General features: G+C 42.0%; 19 protein-coding genes and 1 pseudogene. 5 read left to right on the forward strand and 15 right to left on the reverse strand.

Annotated features, from left to right (window positions below):
• Positions 1 to 218, reverse strand: a pseudogene (locus tag DFR59_RS18985) (L-glutamate gamma-semialdehyde dehydrogenase); the annotation flags it as partial.
• Positions 219 to 400: 182 nt separating this feature from the next.
• Here DFR59_RS18985 and DFR59_RS18990 point away from each other — a divergent pair.
• On the forward strand, positions 401 to 1735 hold the full coding sequence (locus tag DFR59_RS18990; protein ID WP_114747241.1) for a sigma-54 interaction domain-containing protein: 1335 nt from the start codon (positions 401 to 403) through the stop codon (positions 1733 to 1735).
• A 46-nt stretch (positions 1736 to 1781) separates the two neighbouring features.
• On the opposite strand, the gene yugI is transcribed toward DFR59_RS18990, so the two are convergent.
• Positions 1782 to 2195 (reverse strand): S1 domain-containing post-transcriptional regulator GSP13, encoded by a 414-nt coding sequence (gene yugI / locus DFR59_RS18995; protein WP_114747242.1) that lies wholly within the window; start codon positions 2193 to 2195, stop codon positions 1782 to 1784.
• A 355-nt stretch (positions 2196 to 2550) separates the two neighbouring features.
• On the opposite strand from yugI, the gene DFR59_RS19000 reads away from it, so the two are divergent.
• On the forward strand, positions 2551 to 3387 hold the full coding sequence (locus tag DFR59_RS19000; protein ID WP_114747243.1) for an alpha/beta fold hydrolase: 837 nt from the start codon (positions 2551 to 2553) through the stop codon (positions 3385 to 3387).
• 71 nt (positions 3388 to 3458) lie between these two features.
• Here DFR59_RS19000 and DFR59_RS19005 read toward each other — a convergent pair whose 3' ends face one another.
• On the reverse strand, positions 3459 to 3737 hold the full coding sequence (locus tag DFR59_RS19005) for a DUF1871 family protein (RefSeq protein ID WP_245948535.1): 279 nt from the start codon (positions 3735 to 3737) through the stop codon (positions 3459 to 3461).
• Positions 3738 to 3880: 143 nt separating this feature from the next.
• Between DFR59_RS19005 and DFR59_RS19010 the strand changes: the two genes are divergently transcribed.
• On the forward strand, positions 3881 to 5056 hold the full coding sequence (locus DFR59_RS19010; RefSeq protein ID WP_114747244.1) for a PatB family C-S lyase: 1176 nt from the start codon (positions 3881 to 3883) through the stop codon (positions 5054 to 5056).
• A 35-nt stretch (positions 5057 to 5091) separates the two neighbouring features.
• Here the strand turns inward: DFR59_RS19010 and DFR59_RS19015 are convergent, their stop codons facing one another.
• The 11 genes from DFR59_RS19015 to DFR59_RS19065 form a co-directional block, all read right to left on the reverse strand.
• A complete protein-coding gene (locus tag DFR59_RS19015) occupies positions 5092 to 5700 on the reverse strand; it encodes a histidine phosphatase family protein (protein ID WP_114747245.1) in 609 nt (202 codons plus the stop codon).
• Positions 5701 to 5771: 71 nt separating this feature from the next.
• Positions 5772 to 6296: a superoxide dismutase family protein gene (locus tag DFR59_RS19020; protein ID WP_114747246.1), complete on the reverse strand. Its 525-nt coding sequence runs from the start codon at positions 6294 to 6296 to the stop codon at positions 5772 to 5774.
• A gap of 91 nt (positions 6297 to 6387) precedes the next feature.
• Entirely contained in the window at positions 6388 to 7386 is a 999-nt protein-coding gene (locus DFR59_RS19025) for a histidinol phosphate phosphatase domain-containing protein (protein WP_114747247.1), read from the reverse strand.
• A 13-nt stretch (positions 7387 to 7399) separates the two neighbouring features.
• Positions 7400 to 8179 (reverse strand): DeoR/GlpR family DNA-binding transcription regulator, encoded by a 780-nt coding sequence (locus DFR59_RS19030; RefSeq protein WP_114747248.1) that lies wholly within the window; start codon positions 8177 to 8179, stop codon positions 7400 to 7402.
• Positions 8176 to 9177, reverse strand: coding sequence for an ABC transporter ATP-binding protein (locus DFR59_RS19035; RefSeq protein ID WP_114747249.1), 1002 nt, complete (start codon positions 9175 to 9177; stop codon positions 8176 to 8178). The genes DFR59_RS19030 and DFR59_RS19035 overlap by 4 nt, the downstream gene beginning before the upstream one ends.
• Position 9178: 1 nt before the next feature.
• Complete coding sequence (locus DFR59_RS19040) at positions 9179 to 9958, reverse strand: ABC transporter permease (protein WP_114747250.1); 780 nt, start codon at positions 9956 to 9958, stop codon at positions 9179 to 9181.
• On the reverse strand, positions 9955 to 10800 hold the full coding sequence (locus DFR59_RS19045; RefSeq protein ID WP_114747251.1) for an ABC transporter permease: 846 nt from the start codon (positions 10798 to 10800) through the stop codon (positions 9955 to 9957). The genes DFR59_RS19040 and DFR59_RS19045 overlap by 4 nt, the downstream gene beginning before the upstream one ends.
• A 101-nt stretch (positions 10801 to 10901) precedes the next feature.
• Positions 10902 to 11729 carry an alkaline phosphatase family protein gene (locus tag DFR59_RS19050; protein WP_114747252.1) on the reverse strand — a complete coding sequence of 276 codons (828 nt, stop codon included), beginning with the start codon at positions 11727 to 11729 and terminating at the stop codon, positions 10902 to 10904.
• The gene (locus tag DFR59_RS19055) at positions 11719 to 12804 is read right to left on the reverse strand and encodes an ABC transporter substrate-binding protein (RefSeq protein WP_114747253.1); all 1086 of its coding nucleotides are present in this window, start codon (positions 12802 to 12804) and stop codon (positions 11719 to 11721) included. The genes DFR59_RS19050 and DFR59_RS19055 overlap by 11 nt, the downstream gene beginning before the upstream one ends.
• A gap of 167 nt (positions 12805 to 12971) precedes the next feature.
• Positions 12972 to 13187 (reverse strand): hypothetical protein, encoded by a 216-nt coding sequence (locus tag DFR59_RS19060; protein ID WP_114747254.1) that lies wholly within the window; start codon positions 13185 to 13187, stop codon positions 12972 to 12974.
• Positions 13188 to 13283: 96 nt separating this feature from the next.
• A complete protein-coding gene (locus DFR59_RS19065) occupies positions 13284 to 14015 on the reverse strand; it encodes a peptidylprolyl isomerase (protein ID WP_114747255.1) in 732 nt (243 codons plus the stop codon).
• Between the two features lie 109 nt (positions 14016 to 14124).
• Between DFR59_RS19065 and kapB the strand changes: the two genes are divergently transcribed.
• Complete coding sequence (kapB, locus tag DFR59_RS19070; RefSeq protein ID WP_114747272.1) at positions 14125 to 14526, forward strand: kinase-associated lipoprotein KapB; 402 nt, start codon at positions 14125 to 14127, stop codon at positions 14524 to 14526.
• A 51-nt stretch (positions 14527 to 14577) separates the two neighbouring features.
• On the opposite strand, the gene kapD is transcribed toward kapB, so the two are convergent.
• A complete protein-coding gene (kapD, locus tag DFR59_RS19075; protein WP_114747256.1) occupies positions 14578 to 15198 on the reverse strand; it encodes a 3'-5' exonuclease KapD in 621 nt (206 codons plus the stop codon).
• A 234-nt stretch (positions 15199 to 15432) separates the two neighbouring features.
• Between kapD and DFR59_RS19080 the strand changes: the two genes are divergently transcribed.
• Positions 15433 to 16644: an MFS transporter gene (locus DFR59_RS19080; protein WP_114747273.1), complete on the forward strand. Its 1212-nt coding sequence runs from the start codon at positions 15433 to 15435 to the stop codon at positions 16642 to 16644.
• Positions 16645 to 16660: the final 16 nt, after the last annotated feature.

Genomic DNA, 16660 nt, shown 5'->3' on the forward strand with positions numbered 1-16660 from the left:
AAATCTTTATTGGCTTTGGACACGCGTCCAATCAATTCTTCTTTGTTTGCCGGGTTGATGGAGACGATCTTGTCGTCTGTCGTGATGCGCTCTCCTCCGATGACAAGCGGATAGTCCTGGCCAAGATAGCCCTCGACTGTTTTCAGCCCCGCTTCATAGGCTTTTTGATTCTCTTCATTTGAAAAATCAGTAAATGGTTCGTGTTTGTAATCGATCATTTTATATCCTCCCTTTCATAGCACACTGATAGATAAAATTCAGAACTTCTATTGATTCAGGATATGCGAGTGCAAAAAAAATTTGCGTTAAGAAAACCCTTACATATATAATAATGCAAAATAATGTTGCGTTTTTCAAGCATTTTCTTTTGGCTGATTTTTGCATCTTAAGGAGGCAGAAGATGAAGCAGTCTTTGTTCATTTATGAAAAAATCATCGATGCGATCGATTCAGGCGTCCATGCCATTGATTCAGAGGGAAGGACGATCATTTATAATAAAAAAATGAGGCAGATTGAGGGAATGGAAATCTCTGATGTACTCGATAAAAATATTTTGGATGTCTTTAAGTTTCACCAATTTGAAGAAAGCACCCTTATGAAAGTACTGAATACAGGCGATCCGATATTGAATGTAAAACAGACCTATTTCAATAATAAAGGGCATGAAATCACGACCATTAACGACACTTATCCAATTTTTGATAACGGCCGGCTGATTGGAGCTATGGAAATTGCCAGGGATGTCACGAAACTCGAGAGAATCATGAGGAATCATACCACTTCTGATCACTTACAGTCTTTTTTGAATATCATTGGAACAAGCAGAGGAATTCATCAAGCCATAAACCAATGCAGGCAACTAGCATCCTCAGAGGAAGCCGTTCTCATTTCAGGGGAATCCGGAACCGGAAAAAGCCTTTTTGCTTCAATCCTTCATCATGAGGGGGCCAACAGCAGCGGTCCATTTATCGTTCAGAACTGCAGCAGTCTCGATGAAAGCAGTTTTTTTGGAAAAAAAGAAGACACCCATTACCCTTCCATGTTTGAACAGGCATTAGGAGGAACACTCCTTCTAGAAGGAATAAATTCACTATCCATTCAACATCAGGAAAAGCTTTTAAAAGTCATACAGGATAATGTGATAGAAAGTGATGATGCTAATGCAAGCATGCCTCTCGAAACCAGGATTATCATGACGATCAATGAAGATCCCATCGATTCCATTTCATCGGGGAGGCTTCTTAAGGACCTATTTTATAAAGTTAGCCCGTTCACAATCTTTATCCCTTCCCTTAAGGATAGAAAAACAGATATTCCGCTCCTTGTTCAGTATTTTATCAGCAAATACAATGAGAGATTTGGCCTGCATGTAGAAAAAGCATCTGAAGAAGTATCGGAACTTTTCGAGGAATATGACTGGCCGGGGAATGTCAGGGAATTGGAGCTCATCATAGAATCCGGGATGAGTATGATGGGGGCAGACTCAGAAATCAATCCTGAACACCTGCCAATCTATTTTAGGCAAAGGGCTCTGGGTGAGATTCAAAACAGTTTGATCTTTGATAGAGGAACTGATATAAAGCCACTGGAGCAATATATCAAAGAGGCAGAGATGTATTATATTCACAAAGCACTTAACCATCATGGGCAGAATGTCACAAAAACGGCTAAAGCACTGGGAATGAGCAGGCAGAACTTGCAATATAGAATCAGGAAGTATGAAATAGACCGGTAAATCAGGACACAAAAAAACCCGCCTTAATTGGCGAGTTCTATTGTTATTATTTTTGGATCAAGTCCTGGCGTTCAGACTGCTCGATCCACTCTTCAAGCTTGTCCTTAAGCGTATTGAATCCTGTTGGCGCTTCAGTAGTCTGCGCTGCAGGTTTTACGCTGCCTTGACGGCGAGGCTTTTTAGCTTTCGCTTGTGGTTTTTCTTCCTGTGCTGGCGCTTCTTGAGTCGCACGGATAGAAAGGCTGATTTTACCAGCTTTTTCGTCAACAGAAAGTACCTTTACTTGAACTTCATCTCCCAGCTTCAAGTGATCGTTGATATCTTTAACAAATCCGTGAGTGATCTCGGAAATGTGGACTAATCCTTGAGTTTCTTCATCCAATGCTACGAACGCACCGTAGGGCTGGATGCCTGTAACTTTACCAGTTAAAACGTTACCTGCTTCATATTTTGTTGACATGGAAACACTCCTAATTATATATATTTTTTCTCCATTTGCACGCAATTGTAGATTATATCACAAATTCCTTCAGAAATCAAAAAAGGGTTTGTCCTCTCTACATTTTTCTGCACTTATTCATACTATTTCCTACTTTAACAAAAAAATTTAAAAAGGATGTATAAAGATTTTGGAAGCTGGCCATGCTATAGCTACAAGACTTTCTAGTATTCCCCCCTTTGTTTTGAGGCTGGACAATGTGCGAAGCGCACAGTTCCGGCCTATTTTTTTGTCTTCTGCTCCTGCTGAAATGATTGTAATTCCTTGTTCAGGGTATTCTACATAGTAGAAAAATCATGAAAAGGAGAGAACCTGGATGGATGCCGTGAATGAAAAACATATCACAGTAAATGGAATTGAATTATTTTACGAAGAATATACCAATCCAACAGCTAAACACACACTGGTGCTATTACATGGATTTTTATCATCCACTTTCAGCTACAGGCGGCTCATCCCTCTGCTTCGCAAAGATTTTCAAGTCATCTCAGTGGATCTTCCCCCTTTTGGAAAAAGTGGAAAGACGCCATCATTTATGTATTCCTACAAAAATATCGCCCATACTGTACTTCATTTCATTGAAATGATGAACTGGCCAAGTGTGCATGTCATCGGCCATTCCATGGGGGGACAGATTGCCCTCTATATGATGAAATTAAGACCCGACCTGATTAAAAAAGGAATTCTTTTATGCAGCTCAGGCTACCACAAGAGGCTGAAATGGCCGCTTATCCTATCAAGCTATCTGCCTTTCTTTCATTATTATGTTAAATTTTGGCTGGCGAAATCAGGCGTAAGAAAAAATATTGAAAATGTAGTCCACAATACAGCCCTGATAGATGATGATATGATGTATGGTTATTTGAGGCCTTTTTTAAATGACGAAATATTTATTGCCCTCACCCGAATGATCAGGGACCGGGAAGGGGATCTCACCACAAAGATGTTAAATGAAATCGATACTCCCTGCCTGCTCATCTGGGGTCAATATGACAAAGTCGTCCCTCTCTCAATTGGAGAGAAGCTAACGCAGGACCTCCCGAAGTCTAAACTGATTGTACTCGAAGAAACAGGACATCTTGTACCGGAAGAAAAGCCGGAAGAAGTAAAAAAATATATTGATGAATTCATTGCCGAGGGCATCCTTGTCTAGATGAACTAAATTAATGCCCCCAGCGCATTGCAACAGGGGGCATTAATTTATATGGCATTCATACTGTCTTCTTATAAAGAACAGGAAGCACTATTCTTGATCCTTAACAATTGGGCAGCCATTTCACTGCATTTCGCCATAGGAATCATTTCTTCAAAAGAGAACTCATAGATGCCTTGGATTTGCTTCGCTAATTTCTCATTATGATTCATGCTGTGCACCGCCTGTACCACATCTACAATTTCCGTTTCATAAGATTCGGGTCCATATCCCAGCGGATCCCACTCTTTCAGCGTGTGGATCAGCGTTAAATTCAATTCTTGTATATTCAAAGTCATCACCTTATTCATTTAATTATCCGCTCATATTTTATCATAGTATCAATCGGGTCAAAAATTCTATAGGGAGAATAAGCATAAATTTTTTCTTTCATCCTTAAATATGCAATGCTAATAGTATAAAGCAATTCATAAAGAAAAATAGGTGGTGAGGAATTTTGAAAATTAATTTCGATGAACAGATTAATCGCCAAAATACATCCTCTGTAAAGTGGGATGCATTAAAAAATGTTTTCGGCAAAGAGGATCTCCTTCCAATGTGGGTGGCAGATATGGATTTCAGGCCGCCTTCCGCTGTTATTGATGCATTAAAGGAGCGTCTGGAGCATGGAATGTTCGGATATACATTTGTACCGGATCATGCGGCAGCATCCATTCAGGAGTGGGTCTCCAAACGACACGGATGGACCATTGATACGGAGTGGATCATGTATAGCCCTGGGGTCGTCCCTGCACTGGGCATGGCTATTCAAGCCCTTACGGAGCCAGGTGATCGCGTTCTTGTGCAATCCCCTGTCTACACACCTTTTTTCAATATGGTCAAAGAAAATAAACGGGAACTCGTGAACTGCCCGCTTGTACTGGAAGACGAGCGATACAAGATTGATTTTGAGGCATTTGAGGAAACAATCAAACAGGATGTAAAGATGTTCCTCTTATGCAATCCGCATAATCCCGGGGGACGTGTATGGACAAGGGAAGAACTGGTCAAAATCGCGGAGATCTGCAAACAGCATGAGGTTCTTATTGTGTCGGATGAAATCCATTCTGACCTGGTGATGCCGCCGCACAAACATGTGCCATTGGCATCCATTGATCCTTCCTATGGGGATATTTCCGTTACATGCATCGCTCCAAGCAAAACGTTCAACCTGGCAGGGCTGCAAGCTTCGAGTATGATCATCCCGAATCCTCATATAAGGGAAAAGATGGCCGCACTTCAAAAGCAGCAGGGCTTTTTCACGCTGAATGCATTTGGGATTTTCGGAATGGAAGCAGCCTACCGCCACGGAGAAGACTGGCTTGATGAACTTTTGGAATATATAAGCGGGAACATCGCTTTAGTGGAACAGTTCATTGAAAAAGAGATGCCGGAAATAAAAGTCATGAAGCCGGACGGCGGATATTTGATATGGATTGACTGCAGCAGATTGGGGCTGTCGGATGAAGAGATTCGGGATAAACTCATTAACGAAGGAAATCTGGCATTAGAGCCTGGTACTAAGTACGGGCTTGGCGGAGAAGAATTTGTCCGGATGAACATTGCCTGCCCGAGGGAAATGGTGCAGGAAGGGTTAGATCGGATGAAAAAAGCATTAAAGTCTACTTAAACGCAAGAGCCTCCTTTAATGGGGGCTCTCTCTTTTCATCTCATTTCTATCTTCAAATGGTCTTGGCAATTCAGCACTCTTGTCGTCACATTGCCATCTTTCAGGATTAGATGATGAAAACCTGTGTCGCCAGTCGCAAACCGAAAAGGAGAAACCACCGGCATTTGATAGAGGGCATTAATTATGTTTGAAATGGCTCCTCCATGTGAAACAATCATGACTTTTTCATCAGGATGTGCATGTTTGATCATCGAAATCGCCCGTTCGATCCTCAGGCGAAAATCGATATGGGATTCCCCATTTTCGACCGGCACATGCGGCTTTCTTCCACCTGCAGGCTCAGGGTATCGTTTGGCTGCTTCCTCTCGCTTGAGGCCTGCAAGCACCCCGTTGTTCCATTCCATTAAATCCTCTAAATAATGCAAAGGACAGTTTAATCTCTTATGTACGAAGCCAGCGGTCTCTCTAGCTCTTTTTAATGTACTGCAATACATAACATCGACCGAAAAATGCCGGGATGCGTACTCAGCCAATGCCTCAGCCTGCATACGGCCTCTATCTGTCAACGAAAAGTCCGCTCTTCCTTCATGGACATTCAGAAGATCCGCTTCTGACTCCCCATGCCTTACTAATATCAATTCCATCTGCTATCAACCTCCCCTCCCATAATTCTCCAAAACACAAAAAGAACCCTCTTTTCAGAAGGTCCTTATTTTTACTTATTCTTATTTTTGGTTATGACTCCGCATGCAATCCTGTCACCACTGTCTCCTGCCGGCTGGCTCATCCCATCGTCCTTGGAATCATGAATGACAATGGAAGTCCCATCTTTCGTATATAAAGATGTCTGAGATTCCTGGAATGTAAGATTCGGAGCGAGAATCTCCGCCTTGACTGTACCGTCATCCTTCACAATCAAATTGGGAAGATCGCCAGCGTGCGCCCCTTCCGGATGAAGAAGTCCATGCTTTTTGTTATCAGGATTGAAGTGATTACCTGCAGAAGTAAAGTCTGGTGGCTCACATTTTCCAAATTCATGGATGTGTATGGCATGCTCCCCTGGAGTGAGTCCCGTCAAATTAATTTTTATCATTACGCCTTTTGCCTGCTCTTCAAGTTTAATGGTCCCTAAAGAGTCTCCGTCGGCATTCTTCATATCGACTTCCGTTTTTTTCGGATTTTGCTGTGCGCAGCCCCCTATAAGGGCACTGCATACGATCAAACTGATCAACCATTTCATATTAATTCCTCCAAGCCAAAATTCTATTAACCATTTTAGCCATGTGGAGGAATCCCTATTCCTTATTAAAATTCGAACAAAGATTCAAACCTCATTTAACTGGAGAGTAAAGTCTCTTACGCACTTTAAACCCGGCGATTCTGGTTTTCCCTAAAGACTCGAGCAGTTTCGTATTTTGATCCACATATTTTCCAAGGTCGTCCGGAAAGTGGGAATCGGATGAGGTTGTAAAAGCGACTCCCGCATCAATCAATTCTTTTAGAAATAAAGGGCTTGGGCACATTTCTTTAATAGGATAGCGATAGTACAGACCCGCGTTCACTTCTGTTGCCGTATCAGTCTCAGAAAGTGCTGCAGCGATCCTTTGATAATGGGGGATCAAATCTGTTTCATCCGGACGCATGCCAAAAACTTTAAGGTTATCAAGATGAGCCGCAAAATCAAAAAGACCGCTTCTTACAGCCTGTTCGACAATTGCAAAAAACCGTTGATACAAATCATGAAGGTCGTATTTCGAAAAATGGTCTACTGTCTCCGGGTTGTCGAAACCCCACCCATCGACAAAATGAACCGATCCAATCACATAGTCCCATTGGTATAAATCTAAAATTTCTTTGAGTTCCGCCTCGCATCCCGGAAAGAAGTCTGCTTCGATTCCGAGGCGCAATTGAATTCCCTGCTCTGCCCATTTTGCCTTTTGACCTTCGATAAACTGGACAAAGTCCCCCATATTTTCGGTCATTACCTGCTTCAGCCATTTGTGCTGCAATCTGCCTAAATCAGAATCACCGATATCCATATATTTTTCAAAGTAGCTTTTTGTTTCAACAAATCGATATAAATGGTCTACAATACCAACTTCAGTCAAACCAAGTTCCTTTGCTTTAAACAGGTATAAATCAAGCCACTCGGATGAGTATGCCCCTTTGTTCAGCCGGTCTGACAATAATCGATGCCTTGATTGCATCCATGCCAGTCCATTCTTCAATTCATTCTCAGGGTGAAAATGTTCGATTGCTTTGTTTGTCCTTTCCAGCCAGCGAAAAGAGTAAGGCCCCTCTTCAAGATGCACATGATAATCTACTGTCATTGAACCTTCCTCCTTATGGTGATATCCATTTCAACGAATCCTCAGAAATATAATCAATCCACTCATTCGGCATAGGCTTGTCGCAGATGATGTAATCAAAATCATTCAGAGCACTGATTCGGCAAAAAGAAGAACTTCCCAACTTAGAGGAATCCGTCAATAAAAAACATTCCCTTGCTTGTTTCATGACAGACTCAGTAATGATCGACTCTTCTAAATCGTAGTCATACACATCATTGACTGTGACACCCCCGCAAGACAAAAATGCCTTATCAAAATGGAAGTGATTAAGCATTTTTTTTGTCAAAGTCCCTGCTACTGATTTTTGCTCGGGGTTAGAATTACCCCCAAGGACAATCAATTTTCCATCAAACATTTTATTTTCCAAACGTCTGTTGATGATTTCAGCGGCAGCTAAAGAGTTCGTGACAATCGTTACCCTCTGCAGCCCGTTTAAAGAGTTCGCTAATTGATAGGTCGTCGTCCCAACATCCAACATAATGGTATCTCCGTTATTTACATATCTGGATGCCAGTTTTCCGATTTTCTTTTTTTCTTCAAGCTGTACATTCATTTTTTGCCTGAACATAGGTTCACTTATATTAGGGGTATATTTCACCGCACCACCATGAACACGGGTGAGCTTTTTTTCAGCTTCCAGCAAATCAAGATCTTTTCGAATCGTTTCGGGTGTTACCGCCATCTTTTCTGCTAAATGAGAGACGATTATTTTTCCGCGATCCTCTATCTCTTTTAAAATGGTCCGGTGGCGCTCAGAAAGGAATACACTCATGCCAGCTGAATCACATCCTCTTGTGGAAGGAATAGTTCAACCTTTTGATTTGCCCTCCAATCAATCCCGCTTTGCTGGAGTAAGTCAGCCGAGAATTGGATTCCATTCGCCTCAAGTTCATATCGGACAATGTTCCCAAGAACTGCAACATCCTTTATTTCCGCTTCCAACATAATGGCATTCTCTCTTTCATTCAGCAGAAATGCTTCCGGCCGGATTGCATACATCATTCCACTGCCTGGTGCACTGCCGAATAATTGAACCATTTCGTCTTTTTCGAGGACATTGTAGCTCCCGATGAATCGGGCTACAAATTCTGTGGCAGGATGCTTATAAAGGTCCTGCGGGTTGCCGTTTTGAACGATTTCCCCTTTATTAAGGATAAAAATCCGATCACTGACAAGCATAGCCTCTTCCTGGTCATGTGTAACAAGAATCATCGTGATCCCAAGTCTTTGTTGAATGTCCCGAAGCAGCTTCTGCAAGTTTTTCCTGATCTGAGCATCCAGTGCACTTAATGGTTCGTCCAATAATAAAACCTTTGGCTCCACTACAATACTTCTTGCCAACGCAACCCGCTGCTGTTGTCCTCCGGATAGCTCATGAGGGTAGGCATTTTCCTTCCCATCCAATCCAACCAGCCTGATCATATTCATTACTCGCTCATTCAGCTGCTGTTTCTCTATCTTTTTCATTTTCAGACCAAAGGCAACATTTTCATAGACGTTCATATTTGGAAAAAGGGCATAAGATTGAAATACCATCCCTACTCCCCGTTCCTTAGGGGACACATGGGTGACATCGACCCCGTCTATGAAAATAGATCCCTCATCAGCTGAGACCAATCCCGCAGCGATTCTTAGAAGGGTGCTCTTTCCACAGCCGCTTGGACCAAGCAGCGTGATGAATTCACCTTTATGAATTGTAAGGTTCATATTCTTTAAAACTTTTTGGCCATCAAATGCTTTTTGGATGTTATTTATCGTAATGAAACTCATATTATAACGACTCCTTTTTTCGCTGAGTAAATTTAACGACCAGGCTTGATAGGATTGCAATGAATAAGAAATAGCAAACAACAATGGCACTTGCAAAATGTCCACTTTTGCTTAACTGCTGATAAAGGAAAATTTGAACCGTTTCATAGCTTCCTCCAAGCAATAAATTCGCGAGGACAAATTCTCCAAATAAAATCGAAAATGATAGAAGCGCAGAAACGAGAATTCCCGTTAAAATATTAGGAACAATGATTTTCAAAAAAGCGGTAAATTTAGATGCTCCAAGGAGCTCTGCCGCTTCCATCAGGGTTCCTGCATGAATATTCCTAAGACTATTTCTCGTTCCTTGATACATATAAGGCATGATGCCGACCAAATAGGCTCCGATTGTTATCACTACCATCGAAACGCCTGCATGTGCGTATGCTTTCAACAAACCAACTGCCATAATGACTCCCGGCATGGCATATGTCAAAAGCACGATCCCTTGCAGCAATTTCTCCAGCCTTGGCGCATAAACAACGATTACAAAGATCGCCGGTACCATGATGAGGGCTGAAATGAGTGTAGCCCCGGCTGATAACATAAGTGAATGCAGGACAGCATTGCTGAATTCAGCATGACTAAAGAGCTTTGTATACCATTGAAACGTGATTCCTTCCGGTAAAACCGTTTTATTCCATTTCGTTGAAACAGAATAGAGGAATGTAGCTGCCAAGGGCAAAAGAAGATATAAGAATACAACGCCCATGGGAATGAATGAAGCACTTTTCTTTTTCATCCTACATCCCTCCTTACTTTTCTCATCAGCCATTCATTGATCATCATGGCAAAAATCAAGATAAGGCCCAGCAGGACCGCCAAAGCACTTCCCAGCTCCGGCTGTGCAAATATATCACCGGAAATCAGCGCTCCTATTCTGATGGTGGCAAGGTTATAAGTACTTCCTGTCAGGGCATAAGCCGAAGCATAAGCCCCCATTGCATTTGCAAAAAGGATGCTGGATGTCCCGGCAATGCTTGGAAGCAGAATCGGCATTCCAATGCGTCTCCAGAACTGCAGCGGGGATGCCCCCAATAATGATGCAGATTCTTTCCACTGCCCCTGAATGCCATGGAAGGCTGGAAACATAAGCATGACTGCAAGCGGCAATTGAAAGTAGACATAGATCAGGATAAGCCCTGTCCAAGAATATAGATTGAAATGCTGCAGGAAAGCGATGTTCAATTCTTTTGCCAGTATTGTGAAGACTCCGCTGTTTCCAAGCAGGACAATGAAGGCAAATGACAAAGGGATCCCGGCAAAGTTGGATGTCAGGTTCGCCATGACAAGGATTCTGTCCTGAATTTTCTTTTTAAAAAATGTAATGGCATAGGCTGTAAAGAGTGCTAAAATCATCGCGATTGCACTGGATGATAAAGAAATGATGATGCTATTTTCAAAGGATTTATAATAATACGGATTCGTAAAGATTTCGATGTAATTACTGAAAGAAAGATTGGTCTCTCCATTTTTAAAAAGGCTTGAATACATCATCGAGATAAGCGGAACAAATAGAAATAATATAATAAAAGAAATTAAGGGTACGAGAGAAAGATATAAACTTGCCTTTCGTTTCTTCATATTCTGCAACTCCTTTAAAACCTTAAATGGCTCAACGGCTGATACTTCGTTAGTGATCTTGCGCTGAGCCGCCATTTAAAGGTTTATGACATTCTCTGAATCTATTTTTTCAAGCCTGGAAACTTTAATGTCTGCATAACATCAGACGGTTTGATGTTTAATAGTCTGCAGACCAGTGGAGCTATCTGCAATTGTGGTATTTCTTCTTCATAAATGCCCGGCTCTATTTTGCGGCTCACAATGAACAGCGGCACTTCTCTATCCGCAGGAGTGGTCCCGCCATGCTGCCCATCGTCATTCATCCCGTGATCAGCGGTTATGATAATCTGATAATCTTCGTCAAGCCAATCTGGGAGAATGGTTGCAAGCATAGTATCCACTGCAATCACCCGGTTCCTGTAGCCTGCAGAGTCTGCTGTGAATCTGTGCCCGTCATCATCCACATTCATGCTGTGGATATATAAGAAATCAGGATTGTGATTGATTCTTAAATAATTGGCATCTGCAAAAAGATGGGTGTCGGGATAATGGTCTTCCCAATAAAAGATGCCGTTTTGAATTGCTTTGTCCTGATTCACCTGTATCCTGTCTTTCATAGGATTGAAAGGCGCCGAGTTATAAAGTTCACTCACCCAATGATAAGAAGCGGTCGCATTTTTCAATCCGTTCTTCTTAGTCAAATGGAATATACTTTCCTCTTTCGAAAGCCTCACAATGTGATTGGAAGTGATGCCGTTTCGGTACGGCGGCGTCCCTGTTAAAAGCACCTCATACAGAGGTCTGGACATAGCGGGTACTTCTGAAATCACCTTATACCTCGAGGCCAGTCCTTTCTCTACTAAATGATGCAGATACCCCATATTGTCTATTGCTGTATCAAAGCGCAGTCCATCAATCATAATGAAAATGAGCTTTTGATTAGTTGACATGGACAAGCACCTTCTCCTGCCATTTTTGCGGCAGAGCTTTTGTTGTCTCGTCCCAAGCTTTCATATCCTTAACCGGCTGAGCCTTTTTGTACATGGAATCAGGCAGGAGCTTTGCCTTTGCATCCTCCGGAAGTTTCACATCACTTCGGATTGGACGTGCATATCCTCTAGCAAGGTTGGCCTGTCCTTCATCAGACATGATGTATTCACGAGTCAGCATGGCTGAATATGGATCCTTTGCCTTTTTATTAATGACATTTGCGTAGCCTGAAATGACCGATGCATCTGAAGGGATCACCACATCAAAGCGATCTTTCTGAATTTGATCCCTGTAGTTCAATGCGTTGAAATCCCAGACGATTGCTACTTCATTTTCACCTTTCTCCAAAGATGTCAATGAAGGATCTGTCGTTTGAAGACGGCCTTGTTTAGCCAGTTTTTCAAAGAATTTTATTCCTGGTTCGATATTTTTTTCATCCCCGCCATTGGCGTAAGCTGCAGCCAGAACAGCAAATTGTGCCTGATTGGCTTTCATAACATCGCCTACATCTACTTTGTAATCTCCATTAAGCAGATCCTTCCATGATTTCGGAGGGTTTTTGACGTTGTTTTTATCAGTGATGAAAGCGAGGGTTCCAGTATATCCCACTACCCAATCACCATTATCATCTTTCGCCCATTTAGGAATGTCATCCCAATGAGTCGGCTTATAAGGAAGAGTCAGTCCTTTCTCTTCAGCCAATGGACCGAATGCCACTCCTACATCCCCGACATCTGAGTTTCCTGTTTCAAATTTCGCCAATTCTTCTGCACTCGACATATCTGTATCCGTATGCTTGATTCCATATTTGCCGGTGATGTCATTCCATGTCTGTCCCCAATTGGCCCATGAATCCGGCATTCCGACAGAATGGACTTCACCTTCTTTTTTTGCTTTTTGTTCAATTTTATCTAAGGAGAGATTGCTCGTATCGATTTTGCTGCCATTAGCTTCGTCATTCCCAGAACAACCCGCCATAAGAAACGCGGAAGTCACCCCGATTGATAACACCTTTATTAAGGATTGCTTTTTCATGGATGTCTCCTCCTGTTTTGAAAAGTTTTTGTTTTCTTTTGTTTCACAACCTAATCATAAAAAAACAAAGTAAAGGAGGGATTAATCAAATGTAAAACTATCTTGAAATAATGTTAAGGAATTGTGATGAGATAAAAAAATGTAAAAAAATACCCCTGACAAATTGGTCAAGGGTGCTTGCTGCCGTTTATTTTATTGTAATGTTCTTCGATTTCCTTTGTCTTCTTCTCTTCTTTTTTGGATATATAGACGACCACTCGAAAAGCAATGACAGCTAAAATTACGAAAATCCCCATAGTGATGCCTGCAGGGATATATTCCCGCTTATCTTCCGGAAAGTACAAGAACAAGCCAACTGCATATGTTTGGAATAATGAGAGCATTGAAATACTCCTTTCCTGACTAGTTGTTTACGCTATCTTCTATTATAGCAATAGTCCTTTTGGAAAACTATGTGCCTCGTTTGACAACTTTTCAACTTATTCCTTCGTCACCTTGATCTTTTTGATAACAACATCCTTTTTCGGCTTATCGTTTTGATCAGTTTCGACAGCTGCTATCTTGTCTACGACATCCATTCCGTCAATAACTTGTCCAAAGACAGTATGCTTGCCATCAAGCCAAGGTGTTCCGCCATTTTCTTCGTATGCTTTGATGATTGGCTCCGGGAAACCGGCGTCTTTCATCTGGCTTTTCAGCTGTGGATCTAAATGGCTGTTCTGAACGATGAAGAACTGGCTTCCATTTGTATTCGGTCCGGAATTCGCCATCGATAATGCTCCTTTGATATTGTAGAGCTTCTTGGAGAATTCATCTTCAAACGGCTGGCCGTAAATGCTTTCCCCGCCCATACCAGTTCCATCCGGGTCGCCGCCCTGGATCATAAAATCATTGATGACACGGTGGAATATCAATCCATCATAGTAGCCGTCTTTACTGTGCTTAATAAAATTCTCAACGGCTTTTGGTGCTTCATCCGGGAAAAGCTTGATTGTGATATCCCCCATACTGGTTTCCATCACAATTTCTTTCTCGTTGTCCGCCACTTTTTTGGATAATTGCGGATAGCTTGCTTCGCTTTGTGATCCTTTATCTTCTTTTTTGGGTTCGGCTGCTGAGGAGCCTTCCTTATCCTTTTGCCCGCAGGCTGCCAATGCTGAAACTAATGCTGCGACTAATAAAATACCAATCCATTGTTTAAAAGTTTTCATCGTTTCCCCTCCAAATTTTACTTTACTAAATTCCGGTTAGAAAATCATCCTTTTGTTTTTTCGGCCACCATCCATCATAATAAATATAAGATTAGAGAATTTAGGGGGAATAACTTTGACTGTAAAATCAGGTGATAAAGTAACTGCAATCTATAAAACCGGGAAATATATCGGGGAGGTCACAGCTGTAAATCCCACCTCTATTGTGATACGGATTTTGGCTGTCATCAAACATCCTGTTCAGGGAGACCTTCACCATCCAAAGCAGCTCGGAGAAGGATTCTTCCATGAACGAAAAGCCCTTGCCTACCGTGAACAAGCCAATATCCCTGCAGGAATGGTAAAACCTTTTCAGGAATCAATCCCTGAGTACGGGGAATCACTCATAGTGGCCTTCAACACATTGAAAGCACAGCTGCAGGAGGATCATACTCCATTTGCAGAACATAGCCTTGCCGCACTGGCTGAAATCCAAAAAGAATATGAACTGATGTATAATCTCAGTTTCTAGTTTTCCACATACAAACAAAAGTCCAGGATCTTCATAGGAAGACCTGGACTTTTATAATGCAAATTTATTCAATAGCTGTGAAAGGTCGATTCGATCTCCAATGGTGGTGGTTGCTGAATTTTGCAGATATTGCTTATCTTTTTCAACCAGCCTGTAGATATGAAGGGTAGTCAAAGCGTCATCCAGCGCCCTGTGGTGTTTGCCGACTCCATCCTTGCCATAGTCCCTTACAGCTTTCCAGAGCCCTGTCTGGTTTTGATCGCCGAAGAATTTTTTGTATTCCATGGACAGGTCAACGAATTCTCCCGTAAACGGAAATGGAAGGTCTGCCTTTCTGCAATTATCGCGCAGCACCTTCATGTCCATATTCCCCCATGTGACCACCTTGCACTTTCCTCTTTCATTGTAGCCGTTGAAGCGATTCACCAATTCTTCCAATGATATTCCCGCATTGACTTGATCCTGAGTGATGGAAAGGAACTCCATGCACCTTGAGGTCAAAATAGGAAAGGCTTTCGGACGGACATACTCAGAGAACTGTTCAATGATTTCATTATTATGAACAACAACAATTCCCGCCTCAATGATCTCCGGATAAAAATCCTTGGGCATTCCCTTCTTTTGGGGCATAGAAAATTCAAAATCAATGAAAATCGTATAGGATTCCGTCATCTCTCTTCCTCCAACCGTCATTTTTAGCAACGTTCAAAGTAGTATGCCTTTATTATATCATGATAAATGTCAATAATATGCTTTTTTAATATCTTTTTATCCATGCAGTTTTAGGTGGACTGGCTTCCTTGCAATCTCTTTTAGATAGTTTATAATAATAATATTTAGTAAAGCGAAATATCTATCGGAACGCCAATGAGATAAAAACTAAATAATATGAAGAAGGTGTTAAAAATTAATGTTCAAAAACGAAATTTAATCATCATGTGGTTCGCGAATTTTTTGGTTGCAGCCAGTGCCACGATGATCATGCCGTTTTTGTCCCTATATATTGAAACATTCGGACACTATGATCATGAATATATACAGCGCTGGTCTGGATTTGTATTTGGAATCACTTTTTTAACAGCCTTTCTGGTTTCCCCAATATGGGGGCGGTTTGGAGACCGGTTTGGCTATAAACCGATTCTGTTAATCACCGGATTCGGCATAGCAGCAAGCATATTTTTAATGGGATTCATGCACAGCGTCATCGGACTGTTTATTTTGCGCCTGTTCATGGGGGTTGTAACAGGGTTCATCCCTACCTCTCTTGCATTGATTTCCAGTCAGACACCGAAGGAAATAGCCGGAAAGACGCTGGGGACATTGGTGATGGGGAATGTATCGGGTGGATTATTCGGTCCCCTGATCGGGGGAATGATGGCAGATACCTTCGGATTTGAATACACATTTTTCATTACATCCGCTGCCATTTCGATTGCAACAACAGGCGTTCTTTTCGGAATCGTTGAAAGCAAACTCCTTTCTAAAAAAGAAAAAACAAAAACTTTTTCAAGAAAAGATGTGCTGAAACAAATTTTCAGCCACAGGCTGCTAATGACTGTAATGGTGCTCTCTTTCTTGATTCAAGTGGCCAACTTCAGCATTCAGCCTTTATTGGCCTTATATGTCAATCAACTGAACGGTTCAACGAATATCGCCTTCCTTGCAGGGCTGGCCTTTTCAGCAACTGGTTTTGGTAACCTGCTGGCCACTCGCCAGTGGGGGAAGCTCGGGGACAAAGTCGGGTATGAGAAAGTCCTTCTTATCCTTCTCGTGCTTGCGGCAGTATTTGTCATACCTCAAGCCTTGGCGCAGAAACTATGGGAGCTTGTCTTTTTCCGTTTCTTGTTCGGTACAGCCATTGGGGGAATGATCCCTTGCATCACAGCGTATATCCGATCAGAAGCGCCAGTATCCATGCAAGGCGAAGTGATGGGATATAACCAAAGTTTCCGCTTCCTCGGCAACGTGATTGGACCGGCGATCGGGGGAGTCGTTTCAGGCTACGTTGGAATTTCCCCTGTTTTTTATGTCACATGCTCTTTATTCCTGTTTGCTTTTGGATTATTATGGTGGAGTATCAGACGGGAGCACCATCCGTCGCTTAAGGAAAACTATTAATCTACCATTAAAGGCG

The organism is Falsibacillus pallidus (assembly GCF_003350505.1).
GTDB classification, from domain to species: Bacteria; Bacillota; Bacilli; order Bacillales; family DSM-25281; genus Falsibacillus; species Falsibacillus pallidus.